Source organism: Streptomyces sp. NPDC051921 (assembly GCF_040680975.1).
Classification (GTDB): domain Bacteria; phylum Actinomycetota; class Actinomycetes; order Streptomycetales; family Streptomycetaceae; genus Streptomyces.
In genome coordinates this window covers 1-13,482 of sequence record NZ_JBFAXU010000036.1, presented here as the reverse complement: position 1 = coordinate 13,482, position 13,482 = coordinate 1, and the positions used below count along the sequence as shown (strand labels likewise).

The following is a 13,482-nucleotide window of genomic DNA, read 5'->3' as shown; positions in this document are numbered from 1 at the left end:
CCGGGCGGGCCGCCCCGCTCCCGGACGGGCCGCGCCCGCATGTGCCGGAGGGCGACTAGAGGAAGGTCCGCCCCTCGCCCCGGTACGTCGGGACCGTGGCCGTCACCCGGTCGCCCTCCACCAGCTGCAGCGAGTCGAAGCGCTCGCACAGCTCGCCCGCCTTCGCGTGGCGGAACCACACCTTGTCGCCGATCCGGAGGTCGTCGGCGGGGGAGCCGAGCAGGGGGGTCTGGACCTCGCCCGGGCCCTCCTGCGGGTCGTAGCGCAGGCCTTCCGGCAGGTACGGGACGGGGAGCCGGTCCGGACCCGCGGCGCCCGAGGCGGGGTAGCCGCCGCCGAGCACCGTCACCACGCCCACGCCCGGGCGGCGCACCACCGGCTGGGCGAACAGCGCCGCCGGACGTCCGGAGAAGGACGTGTAGTTGTCGAAGAGCCGTGGCACGAAGAGCCCCGAGCCCGCGGCGATCTCCGTCACCGCGTCCTCGGCAGCCGTGTGCTGCACGCTGCCCGTACCGCCGCCGTTCACGAACTCCAGGTCCGGCGCCACCGCCCGCACCGCCCGCACCACCGCCGCCCGGCGGGCCGCCAGCTCCCTGCGGGCCGCGGACTGCATCAGCCGGATCGCCCGAGAACGCAGCGGCCGGCCCGCCACCGCGTCCCCCACGCCGGCCACGTGTCCCTCGTACGCCATGATCCCCACCAGGCGGAAGCCCGGGCGGCGCGCCACCGAGCGGGCCAGCTCGGCCAGCTCGGCGGGCTCGCGCAGCGGCGAGCGCCGGGCCCCGATCCGTACCCGGCCGCCGAGCAGGTGCAGCGAGGTGTCCAGCTCCAGACAGACCCGGACCTCCTCCGTCCCGCCCGCGCGCGACGCCTCGATCAGGTCCAGCTGCGCCACGTCGTCGACCATCACCGTCACGGCGCCGGCCAGCTTCGCGTCCCCCGCGAGCTCCGCGAACCCGGCCCGGTCGGCGGACGGGTAGGCGAGCAGCACGTCCTCGAACCCGGCCCGGGCCAGCCACAGGGACTCCGCGAGCGTGAAGGACATCACTCCCGCGAATCCGTCCCGGGCCAGCACCCGCTCCAGCAGTGCCCGGCAGCGCACCGACTTGCTCGCGACCCGGACCGGCTTGCCGCCGGCCCTGCGGACCAGGTCGTCGGCGTTCGCGTCGAAGGCCTCCAGGTCGACTACGGCGACGGGCGCGTCGAGATGGGCGGTGGCCCGGTCGTACCGGGCGCGGTCGGCGGCACGGGGAGTCATGGGCCGAGCTTGCCAGACGGGTTTACGCGTGGGTAGCCCCTGGGTTCCCGCACCGCGGGGAACAGCCCGTAGAGTGGCCGCCATTGCTTTCGCAGATCGACCAGGGGGACGGGGATGAGCACCGAGCCGCAGCGCCCCACGTCCCGCATCACCGAGGCCCTGCTCCCGCAGGAGCGCCCCACGGCCCCCGCACCACCGCTCCCGTCGGCACCGACGGCGCCGGCCGCGGCTCCGTCGGCCGGCGCGCCCGCGGCCCCGTCGGCCCCCGCGCCGCGGGCTGCCGAGCACCCCGCCTCCCGTCCGCCGCGCTCGGCGACCACGCAGGTTCCTCCGGCACCCGCGGCACCCGCGCCCCGGGCCGAGCACGCCACCTCCCGCATCACCGAGGCACTGCTGCCGCCGGAGCGCCCCGCCGCGCCCTCGTCGGGGCGCCCCGCCGCGCAGCCCCTGCCGCCGGAGCAGCCCCCGCCGGGCGCCGAAGCACCCGTCGAGACCACCACCCGGCTCCGTCCCGTGCGCGACGACCGCCCGGCGCCGGCCCCCCGGGCCGTAGGCGCCCACCGGTCCGCCCCGGCCGCCCGGCCCGGCCACGACGCCCAGCCGGTCGCGGGCGCCCAGCCCGCCGCAGGCATACGCCCCGCCCCGCACCCCGCCCCGTCCGGCGCACACGGCTACGTCTACGACGCCTGGGCCCTCTCCACCGAGACGCCCGTCGAGACCACCACGCGGCTGCGGCCCATCCGGGAGCGCAGTACCGGTCGGGTCGTGGGCGCCGTGGCCTGCGCCGTGCTCGCGCTCGGGCTCGTCGGCGGAGCGCTCACCGGCGCGGTGCTGGCCGGCAACGGTGCCGGGGAGCCCGCAGAGCCGGCCGGCTACACCCCGGCGAAGGCGCTCTGGCACAACGCGCCCGTCGACGCCCTCTTCCCGCGCACGCTCTCCGGCGCGTCCGCCGGCCCCGGTGGTTCCGCCCGTACGTGGACGCGGATCGTCGTCGCGCCCGACGCGCCCTGCACCGCCGCCGCCCTGCCCAGGGAGCTGAACACCGCCCTCGGCACCATCGGCTGCGACCGCGTCCTGCGCGCCACCTACACCGACGCCACGTCCTCCCACGTCGTCACCGTCGCGCTCGTCTTCACCCAGGCCGACCCCGCCACCATGCGCACCCTCGGCTCCCGCGCCGCCGACGAGGCGCCGCCGGCCCTGGCGGCTCCCGGGACCGTCGCGGCCGGGTTCGGCGCCCGGCAGCGGGCCAGCTGGTGGCGGCACATCCTGCCCGACCTGCCCGTCGTCGTGACCGCGGTGTCCGGCTTCGCCGACGGCCGGGCCGTCACCGAACCCGAGCCCGCGGACCGCGCCATGACGCCCAAGCGGACCACCGCCGTCGCCCAGGCCGGCCTCGGACACGAGGCGAAGGGCGTCGCCGAGGCCGTCGAGCGCACCCTGCGCCGCACCGTCGCCGCCACCGTCGAGGAGGACCAGCGGTGACCCCGCGCCGTACCGCCGCCGCCCTGCTCGCCGCCGCCTTCGCCGTCCTCCCCGCGACCACCACGCCCGCGTACGCCGACACCATCCGCGCCCGCCAGTGGGGCCTCGACGCCCTGCACACCACCAAGGCCTGGCGCACCACCCGCGGCGAGGGCGTCACCGTCGCCGTCCTCGACACCGGCGTCGACGCCACCCACCCCGACCTCGAAGGATCCGTCCTGCCCGGCACCGACCTGGTCGGCTTCGGCGCCTCCCGCGGCGACCGCGCCTGGGCCCGGCACGGCACCGCGATGGCCGGGATCATCGCCGGGCACGGCCACGGCGCCGGCGATCAGGACGGCGTCCTCGGCGTCGCCCCCGAGGTCCGCATCCTGCCCGTGCGCGTCATCCTCGAAGGCACCGACAAGCAGCGCGACAAGGCCCGCAAGACCCGCGGCACCGCCCTCGCCGAGGGCATCCGCTGGGCCGCCGACCACGGCGCCGACGTCATCAACCTCTCCCTCGGCGACGACTCCGAGTCCGCCCACCCCGACGCAGGCGAGGACGCCGCCGTCCAGTACGCCCTCGGCAAGGGCGTCTCCGTCGTCGCCTCCGCCGGCAACGGCGGAGAGAAGGGCGACCACATCTCCTTCCCCGCCGCCTACCCCGGCGTCATCGCCGTCGCCGCCGTCGACCGCTGGGGCACCCACGCCTCGTTCTCCACCAGCCGCTGGTACGCCACGGTCAGCGCGCCCGGCGTCGACATCGTCATCGCCGACCCGGACCGGCGCTACTACGAGGGCTGGGGCACCAGTGCCGCCGCCGCGTTCGTCTCCGGGGCCGTCGCCCTCGTGCGGTCCGCCCACCCCGATCTGACCCCCGCGCAGATCAAGCGCCTCCTCGTCGACACCGCGCGCAGCCGCCCCAAGGGCGGGCGCAGCGACGAGAAGGGCTACGGAACGGTCGACCCGGCCGCCGCGATCGAGGCGGGCGACGCGCTCAAGGCCGCCGACCCCAAGGCCGCCGTGGCCGGCTACCGGGGCCGGTACTTCGGGCCGGGGCCGCAGGCCGCGCCCGAGGAGAGCCACCCGATCGGGCTGCTCGCCCCGCTGGCCGGCGGCGTCGGCGTGCTCTTCCTCGCCGCCGCGGTCGCCCTCTGGCGGGGCAGCCGCAGCCGCTGAACCCCCGACGGTTAGGCTCGGGGCGTGGCGCTCAAGAACATCCCCGACCCCGGTTTCTCCGACGACGACGGCACCGCCGACCCGCGGCTCGCCGCGGCCCTGGCGGCCTGGGCGGAGGACAGAACCGCCCACGGTGCCGTCCTCGCGGCCCTGCGGGACGCCCGGCTGCTCGTGCCGGTCGTCGCCGTCCTCGGCGAGGTCGAGGTGGACCCGGTGACGGGGCTCAAGCAGGAGAAGACGAGCGACATGGCGGTCCCCACCCTGACCGCGGGGGACCGGCGGGCGCTGCCCGCGTTCACCTCGATCGCCTCGCTCGCCCTGTGGGACCCGGCCGCCCGGCCCGTCGCCGTCCCGCTGCAGCAGGCGCTCGCCGCCCTCGTCCACGAGAAGGCCGACACCCTGGTGCTCGACCTGGCCGGCCCGGTGGCGTACCAGGTGACCGGCTCCGCGCTCCTCGCGCTCGCCGAGGGCCGCACCAGTACGGACCCCCTGGACGACCCGGCGGTACGGGACGCGGTCCGGGCCGCCGTCGCGGCCGAGCCGGCCGTCCTGCGCGCCCACCTGGGCCCCGGCGCCGCCGACGGCACCCTGGCGCTGGTCCTCGCGGACGACGCGCCCGCGGCCGAGGCCGCCCAGCGTGTGGCCCGCGCCCTGGCGGCCGACGAAACACTGAGGGCCCGCCTGGTGCGCGGCCTCGACCTGGCACTCCTGCCGGCCTCGGCCACGCCTCCGGGCGAGCCCTTCTACGTAAAGAACTGACGGAGAACCGACGCGCTCGAACCCGTCCACGGCCAGGTCCGGGCCGTGGACCGGCCCGTTGGGCCGTGGACCAGACCGTTGGGCCGTGGACCAGACCGGCGGCCGCGTTCTCCCGGGGGGCGACCCCCGTACCCCCGCGGCCCTGTCGGGCCAGGGGCCGGCCCGGCTAGTCGTGGACCGGACCCGTGGCCGCGTTCTCCCGGGGGGCGACCCCCGTACCCCCGCGGCCCTGTCGGGCCAGGGGCCGGCCGGCTAGCCGTAGACCGGACCCGTGGCCGCGTTCTCCCGGGGGGCGACCCCCGTACCCCCGCGGCCCTGTCGGGCCCGGGGCCGGCCGGCTAGCCGTAGACCGGACCCGTGTACTTCTCGCCCGGGCCCTGGCCCGGCTCGTCCGGGACGAAGGAGGCCTCGCGGAAGGCGAGCTGGAGGGACTTCAGGCCGTCCCGCAGCGGGGCCGCGTGGAAGGAGGAGATCTCCGTCGCGCCGGCGTCGAGCAGACCGGCGAGGGCGTGGATCAGCTTGCGGGCCTCGTCGAGGTCCTTGTGCTCGTCGCCCTCCTCCGTGAGGCCGAGCTTCACCGCCGCGGCGCTCATCAGGTTGACGGCGACCGTCACGATCACCTCGACCGCGGGGACCTCGGCGATGTCGCGGGTCATGGCCTCGAAGTCGGGGGTGTCGGGGGTGTCGGTGGACTCGTGCTGGGGCGTCTCGCTCATGCCCCACACGATAAGCGGCCCGACGGTTCGCGCCGACCGGCGGGTCCTGCTAACCTTGTGTAACGACCGGCCGGACACGTGCGTGCCCGGCCCACAAGTGGAGGCTCCGACTTCCCACCTGGCCGCCCTCTAGGGCGGCGGGTCACCGGTCAGGCGGCGCCCATCGTTCCGTACGGACGATGGAGCCGCCCGATGTGCGCCCCGCGGTTCACCGCGGCGGTGCTCCGGTTTTCCGTGGAGCCCCGCCTGTGTACCGTCCGGGGCATTTTTCGTGCTCCCGCTCGGTTGGTCTCGACAGTTCTACCGTGACGTGTCCGTCCGCCAAGGCGGTCGCGTGGTGCTACCGAGGAGGATCCATCAGCGCCGAGCCCCGCATCAACGAGCGGATTCGCGTTCCCGAGGTGCGTCTTGTCGGCCCCAGCGGCGAGCAGGTGGGCATTGTTCCGCTTGCCAAGGCCCTGGAGCTCGCGCAGGAGTACGACCTCGATCTGGTTGAGGTCGCGGCGAACGCCCGTCCGCCCGTGTGCAAGCTCATGGACTACGGGAAGTTCAAGTACGAGTCGGCCATGAAGGCCCGTGAGGCGCGCAAGAACCAGGCGCACACGGTCATCAAGGAGATGAAGCTCCGGCCGAAGATCGACCCGCACGACTACGACACCAAGAAGGGTCACGTCGTCCGGTTCCTCAAGCAGGGTGACAAGGTCAAGATCACGATCATGTTCCGTGGTCGTGAGCAGTCCCGGCCGGAGCTCGGTTACCGACTGCTGCAGCGCCTCGCGGAGGACGTTCAGGAGCTCGGCTTCATCGAGTCCAACCCGAAGCAGGACGGCCGGAACATGATCATGGTTCTCGGTCCTCACAAGAAGAAGACCGAGGCCATGGCCGAGGCTCGCGAGGCCCAGGCCGCGCGCAAGGCCGAGCGCCAGGGCGGTTCGTCCGAGGCGGTCCAGGCCGAGGCGCCCGCCGCCGAGGAGGCCCCGGCCGAGCAGGCTTCGGCCGACACGTCGGCCGAGAACGCCGAGGCGTGATCCCGCGGGGCTGCCGCACCGGCAGCCCCAGGGTTCCGCCCGGAACCACCAAACGAAGATTGACGCTCCCGGTTGTCCGGTGCCCGCACCGGGGGAGCGCCACTGACGAGGAGATAACGGCGCTATGCCGAAGAACAAGACGCACTCCGGTGCCAAGAAGCGCTTCAAGGTCACCGGCTCCGGCAAGATCCTGCGCGAGCGCGCCGGCAAGCGCCACCTGCTCGAGCACAAGTCGTCCAAGCTGACGCGTCGCCTCACCGGCAACGCCGAGATGGCCCCGGGTGACTCCGCCAAGATCAAGAAGATGCTGGGCATCTGATCTGATCTCCCGCCCTCGGCGACGAGGGCATCCGGCACCGTCCGGGACCCATCCGTTTTCCGGGTCGTGTGAGGACCACCACGACCCCGCTACAAGGAGTTAAGAAGTGGCACGCGTCAAGCGGGCAGTCAACGCCCACAAGAAGCGCCGGGCGATCCTCGAGCAGGCTTCCGGCTACCGCGGTCAGCGTTCGCGCCTCTACCGCAAGGCCAAGGAGCAGGTCACCCACTCGCTGGTCTACAACTACAACGACCGCAAGAAGCGCAAGGGCGACTTCCGTCAGCTGTGGATCCAGCGCATCAACGCTGCCGCCCGTCTGAACGGCATGACGTACAACCGCCTCATCCAGGGTCTGAAGGCCGCCAACATCGAGGTGGACCGCAAGATCCTCGCCGAGCTGGCCGTCAACGACTCCAACGCGTTCGCCGCGCTGGTCGAGGTCGCGCAGAAGGCCCTCCCGGCCGACGTCAACGCCCCGAAGGCCGCCGCCTGATCTTCCAGGCCGCAGTACTTCTGCCCGGACCCGCAGGCCTCGCGCCTGCGGGTCCGGCGCGTTGGGCGCCGCATCGCCCCACCGCTGCCGTCCACGAGCCGTCGTCGAGTCAGAGAGCCGCAGGCACATGTCCACCCCCGAGCTGATCTCCCCGCGTTCGCCGCGCGTCGTCGCCGCCCGGCGGCTGGCCAAGCGCAATTTCCGGGGCAAGGACCGCCTCTTCATCGCCGAGGGCCCGCAGGCCGTCCGTGAGGCCGTGCACCACCGCGGCAGCACCGGTGAGCCCACCCTCGTCGAGCTCTTCACGACCGTCGAGGCCGCCGAGCGCTACGCCACGATCGTCGACGCGGCCCGCGCCGCCGGTGCCCGCGTCCACCACGCCTCCGACGCCGTCCTCGCCGAGGTCTCCCAGACCGTCACCCCGCAGGGCCTCGTGGGCGTCTGCCGCTTCCTCGACTCGCCGTTCGAGGAGATCATCGCCGCCCGCCCCAAGCTGGTCGCCGTCCTCGCCCACGTCCGCGACCCCGGGAACGCCGGCACGGTGCTGCGCTGCGCCGACGCCGCCGGCGCCGACGCCGTGATCCTCACCGACGCGTCCGTCGACCTCTACAACCCCAAGTCCGTCCGCGCCTCGGTCGGCTCCCTCTTCCACCTCCCGGTCGCCGTCGGCGTCCCGGTCGAGCAGGCCGTCGCCGGCCTCAAGAGCGCCGGCGTGCGCATCCTCGCGGCCGACGGGGCCGGCGACGACGACCTCGACGACGAGCTGGACGCCGGCACCATGGGCGGCCCCACCGCCTGGGTCTTCGGCAACGAGGCCTGGGGGCTGCCCGAGGAGACCCGGGCGCTCGCCGACGCCGTCGTCCGCGTCCCGATCCACGGCAAGGCCGAGAGCCTCAACCTCGCGACGGCCGCCGCCGTGTGCCTGTACGCCTCCGCGCGCGCCCAGCGCCCCCGAACCACCGTCTGAGGACTCCACCGGACCCCCGTCGCCTAGTAGGGTGACGCACTCGGGGCCCACTGCGGTACACGGAGGGGTGGGATTACGGGGATGACGGCCGGCACGGGCAGTCCCGAACAGGCACGGAGCACCGGGCCGGGTGCGCCGGGACCGCCGCCCGTAGCGGAGCAGGGCTCCGCGTCGGGCCTGTCCCTCGTACCGGAGCAGGAGACCGCGCGGCCGGAGCCCGCCCGGGGCCCCGTTCCTTACGCACCGGCCTCCGGGACCGAGCCGGCCGGCGATCCCGGACCCGGCGACGCCCTCGGAACCGGCGACAGGCTCGGGATCGACCCCGACGACCTCCCGGACGGTCTCGTCGTCGCCGACGAGACCGGCCGGATCATCTGCTTCAACGCCGCCGCCGGCCGGATCACCGCCGTCCCGCCCGCCGACGCCCTCGGGCGGTCGCTCGACGAGGCACTGCCCCTGGAGGACCTCAAGGGCAGCCGCTGGTGGCAGCTGACCGACCCGTACGGCGGACTCGCCACCCGCCGCGGCCAGCCCGAGCGGAACCTGCTGCTGCCCGGCGGGCGCGAGGTGCTCGTCTCCGCGCGCTACGTCCGCGCCCACCCCACCGGCCCGGTGCGGCGGGTCGTCGTCTCGCTGCGCGGCACCGAGGCCCGGCGCCGCACCGAGCGCAGCCACGCCGAGCTCATCGCGACCGTCGCCCACGAGCTCCGCTCGCCGCTCACCTCCGTCAAGGGATTCACCGCCACCCTCCTCGACAAGTGGGAGCGGTTCACCGACGACCAGAAGCGCCTCATGCTGGAGACCGTCGACGCCGACGCCGGCCGCATCAAGCGCCTGATCGCCGAGCTCCTCGACATCTCACGGATCGATTCCGGCCGCCTGGAGGTGCGCCGCCAGCCCGTCGACATCGCCGCGGCCGTCGGCCGGCACGTCCACGCGCACACCACCGGCGGCCAGTCACCGGACCGCTTCTTCGTCCGGGTCAGGCCCGACCTGCCCGAGCTGTGGGCCGACCCCGACAAGATCGACCAGATCCTCGGCAACCTCCTCGAAAATGCGGTGCGCCACGGCGAGGGAACCGTCACCATCGAGGTGGCACCCACCACGGCCACCAGCGACGGAGAGAAGGGGACGGAGGTCACCGTGAGCGACGAAGGCCCCGGCATCCCCGAGGAGTCCATGGGCCGTGTCTTCACCCGCTTCTGGCGGGGCAGCAAGCGCGGCGGCACCGGTCTCGGCCTCTACATCGTCAAGGGCGTCGTCGAGGCCCACGGCGGCACGATCACCGTCGGACGCGGTCCCCGTGGCGGGGCCGAATTCCGATTTATCCTGCCCGTCGGCACCCCGGCGCACCTCCTCTGACGTCACCCACGACGTCGCCTCCCCGTCTCGACTGACGAGACCGCGCGAGGTCGGGAGCCGCCCGGGCCGCCCACGGGCTCAAACGCGTCCCCTCACCCCGTTAGACTCGTCCTTTGGCACGTTTGCGCCCTTGACGTCGAGCGGGGCCGCCCAGCCAGCCAACGGAAGCACGGGAAGAGATGTCGGCACCCAATAAGTCGTACGACCCGGTCGAGGTCGAGGCCTTGAAACCGGAAGAGATCGAGCGCATGCGGGACGAGGCGCTCGCCGCCTTCGCCGCCGCAGGCGACCTCGACGCGCTCGCCCACGCGAAGACCGCGCACACCGGCGGCACCTCGCCGCTGGCGCTCGCCAACCGCGAGATCGGCGCCCTGCCCCCGCAGGCCAAGGCCGCCGCCGGCAAGCTCGTGGGCCAGGCCCGCGGCGTCGTCTCCAAGGCCCTGGCCGCCCGCCAGGCCGAGCTGGAGGCCGAGCGCGACGCGCGCGTCCTCGTCGAGGAGGCCGTCGACGTCACCCTGCCGTACGACCGGATCCCGGCCGGGGCCCGCCACCCGCTGACCACCCTCATGGAGCGCGTCGCCGACGTCTTCGTGTCGATGGGCTACGAGGTCGCCGAGGGCCCCGAGGTCGAGGCCGAGTGGTTCAACTTCGACGCCCTGAACTTCGTGCCGGACCACCCGGCGCGCCAGATGCAGGACACCTTCTTCGTCCAGGGCCCCGAGGGCACCACGGGCGACGAGTCCGGTGTCGTGCTGCGCACGCACACCTCGCCGGTCCAGGCCCGCACCCTCATCGACCGGGAGCCCCCGGTCTACGTGGTGTGCCCCGGCCGCGTCTACCGCACCGACGAGCTCGACGCCACGCACACCCCGGTCTTCCACCAGATCGAGCTGCTGGCCGTCGACGAGGGCCTCACCATGGCCGACCTCAAGGGCACCCTCGACCACATGGTCCAGGCGCTCTTCGGGCCCGACATGAAGACCCGGCTCCGCCCGAACTTCTTCCCGTTCACCGAGCCGTCCGCCGAGATGGACATGCTCTGCTACGTCTGCCGCGGCGAGTCCGTCGGCAACCCCGACCGGCCCTGCCGCACCTGCGGCAGCGAGGGCTGGATCGAGCTCGGCGGCTGCGGCATGGTCAACCCGAAGGTGCTCGTCGCCTGCGGTGTGGACCCCGAGAAGTACAGCGGATTCGCCTTCGGGTTCGGCATCGAGCGGATGCTGATGTTCCGCCACAACGTGGAAGACATGCGAGACATGGTCGAGGGTGACGTCCGGTTCACCCGGCCGTTCGGGATGGAGATCTGATGCGGGTCCCGCTTTCTTGGCTGCGGGAGTACGTCGACCTGCCGGCGACGGAGACCGGCCGTGACGTGCAGGCCAAGCTCATTTCGGCCGGACTCGAGGTCGAGACCGTCGAGCAGCTCGGCGCGGGCCTCACCGGCCCGCTGGTGGTCGGCAAGGTCCTCACGATCGAGGAGCTGACGGAGTTCAAGAAGCCGATCCGCTTCTGCACCGTCGACGTCGGTCAGGCCAACGGCACCGGCGAGCCCCAGGAGATCATCTGCGGCGCCCGCAACTTCGCCGAGGGCGACAAGGTCGTCGTGGCGCTGCCCGGCGCCGTGCTGCCCGGCGACTTCCGGATCGCCGAGCGCAAGACGTACGGCCGGGTCTCCCGCGGCATGATCTGCTCGGGCGACGAGCTCGGCATGGGCGACGACGGCACGCACGGCATCATCGTGCTGCCGCCGGAGCACGAGGTCGGCATCGACGCGACCGCGCTCCTGGAGCTGTACGACGAGGTCCTCGACATCGCCGTCACCCCGGACCGCGGCTACTGCCTCTCGATGCGCGGCGTCGCCCGCGAGACCGCCATCGCGTACGGCCTGCCGCTGCGCGACCCGGCGCTGCTCGACGTGCCCGCGCCCAACGCGTACGGCTACCCGGTCCAGATCGCCGACCCGATGGGCTGCGACCGCTTCACGGCCCGCACGGTCGTCGGCCTCGACCCCGAGGCCCTCAGCCCGATCTGGCTCAAGCGCCGCCTCCAGAAGGCCGGCATGCGCCCGATCTCGCTCGCCGTCGACATCACCAACTACGTGATGCTCGAGCTCGGCCAGCCGCTGCACGCCTACGACCGCACCCGTGTCGACGGCCCCATCGGGGTCCGCCGCGCCGCCGCCGGCGAGAAGATCACCACGCTCGACGGCACCGTGCGCGTCCTCGACTCCGGGGACCTGGTCATCACCGACAACAGCGGTCCGATCGGCCTCGCGGGCGTCATGGGCGGTGCCGACACGGAGATCGCCGATCCGGTGACCGACCCGGAGACCGGCATCGTCACCGGCACCACCGAGGTCGTGATCGAGGCCGCGCACTTCGACGCGATCTCGATCGCCCGTACGGCCCGTCGCCACAAGCTGTCCTCCGAGGCGTCCAAGCGCTTCGAGCGCGGCGTGGACCCGCAGGCCGCCGCCGCGGCGGCGCAGCGCACGGTCGACCTGCTCGTGCTCCTCGCGGGCGGCACCGCCGAGGCGGGCGTCACCGAGGTCGTCGCACCCTCCGCGCCGCACTCGATCACCATGCCGGCGAACCACCCGGACCGGGTCGCGGGCGTGGCCTACGGCCGCGAGACCGTCGTCCGCCGCCTCCAGGAGATCGGCTGCGACGTCTACGGGCAGGACGAGCTCGTCGTCACCGTCCCGTCGTGGCGTCCCGACCTGTACGTGCCGAACGACCTCGCCGAGGAGGTCATCCGGCTGGAGGGCTACGAGAACCTGCCCTCCACGCTGCCCAAGCCTCCGGCCGGCCGCGGCCTCACCGAGCGCCAGCGCGTCCACCGCCGGGTGGGCCGCACGCTCGCCGGCGCCGGCTACGTCGAGGCGCTGAACTACCCCTTCATCGGCGAGCAGGTCTTCGACCAGCTCGGCCTGGACGCGGACGACGCCCGCCGCCGGGTCGTGAAGCTGGTCAACCCGCTCTCCGACGAGGAGCCCGCGCTCCGTACGACGCTGCTGCCGGGCCTGCTCGGCGCGCTGCGCCGCAACGACGGGCGCGGCAGCCACGACCTGGCTCTGTTCGAGACGGGCCTGGTCTTCCGGCCGTCCGAGGGCCAGCCGGGCGTGGCCGTCCGTCTGCCCGTCGACCACCGCCCCAGCGACGAGGAGATCGCCCGCGTCAACGCCGTGCTGCCCGCGCAGCCGCGCCGTGCGGCCGTCGTCCTCTCCGGCGCGCGCGAGCAGGCCGGCTGGTGGGACAAGGGCCGTCCGTCCGTCTGGGCCGACGCGATCCAGGCCGCCCGCCTGGTGGCCGCCGAGGCCGGCGCGGAGCTGCTGATCGACGCCGACCAGCACGCCCCGTGGCACCCGGGCCGCTGCGCGGCGTTCCACGTGGTGATCGACGGCGTGAAGACCCTCGCGGGTCACGGCGGCGAACTGCACCCCCGCGTGGTCAAGGCCCTCGGCCTGCCGGCCCGCACCTGCGCGATGGAACTGGACCTGGACGTCCTGGAGCGCGCGAGCGCGGGCCCCGTCAAGGCCCCGCGCATCTCCGCCTTCCCGGTCGCCACCCAGGACGTCGCCCTGGTCGTGGACAAGGACGTCCCGTCCGCGACGGTGGAGTACCACCTGGCCGGCGGCGCGGGTGAACTCCTGGAGTCCATCCGCCTGTTCGACGTCTACACCGGCGACCAGATCGACGAGGGCAAGAAGTCCCTGGCCTACGCCCTGCGCTTCCGCGCCCCCGACCGCACCCTGACGGTCGAGGAGGCCACGTCCGCCCGCGACGCCGCGGTCGCCATGGCCGCGGAGCACACGGGCGCGGTCCTGCGCGGCGCCTGATCGAGGCAGCGGCCCCGGAGGGGGGGGGGGCGCGGGGGGGGCCCCCGCCCCCCCCCCCCCCCGCGGGGGCCCCCGGGGGGCCGCGCCGGGCCGCCCC

General features: G+C 74.2%; 12 protein-coding genes. 10 read left to right on the top strand and 2 right to left on the bottom strand.

The annotated features are described in order from the left end of the window. Positions 1-55 precede the first annotated feature (55 nt). On the bottom strand, positions 56-1,258 hold the full coding sequence (locus tag AB0M16_RS33740; RefSeq protein ID WP_365349874.1) for an amino acid deaminase/aldolase: 1,203 nt from the start codon (positions 1,256-1,258) through the stop codon (positions 56-58). Between the two features lie 114 nt (positions 1,259-1,372). Between AB0M16_RS33740 and AB0M16_RS33735 the strand changes: the two genes are divergently transcribed. The 3 genes from AB0M16_RS33735 to AB0M16_RS33725 are packed head-to-tail and all read left to right on the top strand — an operon-like array spanning position 1,373 to position 4,662. Further along, positions 1,373-2,743, top strand: a complete 1,371-nt coding sequence (locus AB0M16_RS33735; RefSeq protein ID WP_365349872.1) for a hypothetical protein — start codon at positions 1,373-1,375, stop codon at positions 2,741-2,743. Continuing rightward, complete coding sequence (gene mycP, locus AB0M16_RS33730; protein ID WP_365349870.1) at positions 2,740-3,903, top strand: type VII secretion-associated serine protease mycosin; 1,164 nt, start codon at positions 2,740-2,742, stop codon at positions 3,901-3,903. The genes AB0M16_RS33735 and mycP overlap by 4 nt, the downstream gene beginning before the upstream one ends. A 24-nt stretch (positions 3,904-3,927) precedes the next feature. Continuing rightward, on the top strand, positions 3,928-4,662 hold the full coding sequence (locus AB0M16_RS33725) for an SseB family protein (RefSeq protein ID WP_365349868.1): 735 nt from the start codon (positions 3,928-3,930) through the stop codon (positions 4,660-4,662). Between the two features lie 338 nt (positions 4,663-5,000). On the opposite strand, the gene AB0M16_RS33720 is transcribed toward AB0M16_RS33725, so the two are convergent. After that, on the bottom strand, positions 5,001-5,378 hold the full coding sequence (locus AB0M16_RS33720; protein ID WP_365349866.1) for a DUF1844 domain-containing protein: 378 nt from the start codon (positions 5,376-5,378) through the stop codon (positions 5,001-5,003). A 305-nt stretch (positions 5,379-5,683) separates the two neighbouring features. Between AB0M16_RS33720 and infC the strand changes: the two genes are divergently transcribed. The 7 genes from infC (at position 5,684) to pheT (ending at position 13,385) form a co-directional block, all read left to right on the top strand. After that, the gene (gene infC / locus AB0M16_RS33715; protein ID WP_365349864.1) at positions 5,684-6,406 is read left to right on the top strand and encodes a translation initiation factor IF-3; all 723 of its coding nucleotides are present in this window, start codon (positions 5,684-5,686) and stop codon (positions 6,404-6,406) included. Positions 6,407-6,530: 124 nt separating this feature from the next. Then, positions 6,531-6,725 (top strand): 50S ribosomal protein L35, encoded by a 195-nt coding sequence (gene rpmI / locus AB0M16_RS33710; protein ID WP_041128339.1) that lies wholly within the window; start codon positions 6,531-6,533, stop codon positions 6,723-6,725. Positions 6,726-6,831: 106 nt separating this feature from the next. Beyond that, complete coding sequence (gene rplT / locus AB0M16_RS33705; RefSeq protein WP_225799578.1) at positions 6,832-7,218, top strand: 50S ribosomal protein L20; 387 nt, start codon at positions 6,832-6,834, stop codon at positions 7,216-7,218. Between the two features lie 127 nt (positions 7,219-7,345). Continuing rightward, the gene (locus AB0M16_RS33700) at positions 7,346-8,185 is read left to right on the top strand and encodes an RNA methyltransferase (protein ID WP_365349861.1); all 840 of its coding nucleotides are present in this window, start codon (positions 7,346-7,348) and stop codon (positions 8,183-8,185) included. 81 nt (positions 8,186-8,266) lie between these two features. After that, positions 8,267-9,547 (top strand): ATP-binding protein, encoded by a 1,281-nt coding sequence (locus AB0M16_RS33695; protein WP_365349859.1) that lies wholly within the window; start codon positions 8,267-8,269, stop codon positions 9,545-9,547. A 179-nt stretch (positions 9,548-9,726) separates the two neighbouring features. Continuing rightward, positions 9,727-10,854, top strand: coding sequence for a phenylalanine--tRNA ligase subunit alpha (gene pheS, locus AB0M16_RS33690; protein ID WP_365349857.1), 1,128 nt, complete (start codon positions 9,727-9,729; stop codon positions 10,852-10,854). Then, positions 10,854-13,385 (top strand): phenylalanine--tRNA ligase subunit beta, encoded by a 2,532-nt coding sequence (pheT, locus tag AB0M16_RS33685; protein WP_365349855.1) that lies wholly within the window; start codon positions 10,854-10,856, stop codon positions 13,383-13,385. Before pheS ends, pheT begins: the two co-directional genes overlap by 1 nt. Positions 13,386-13,482 lie beyond the last annotated feature (97 nt).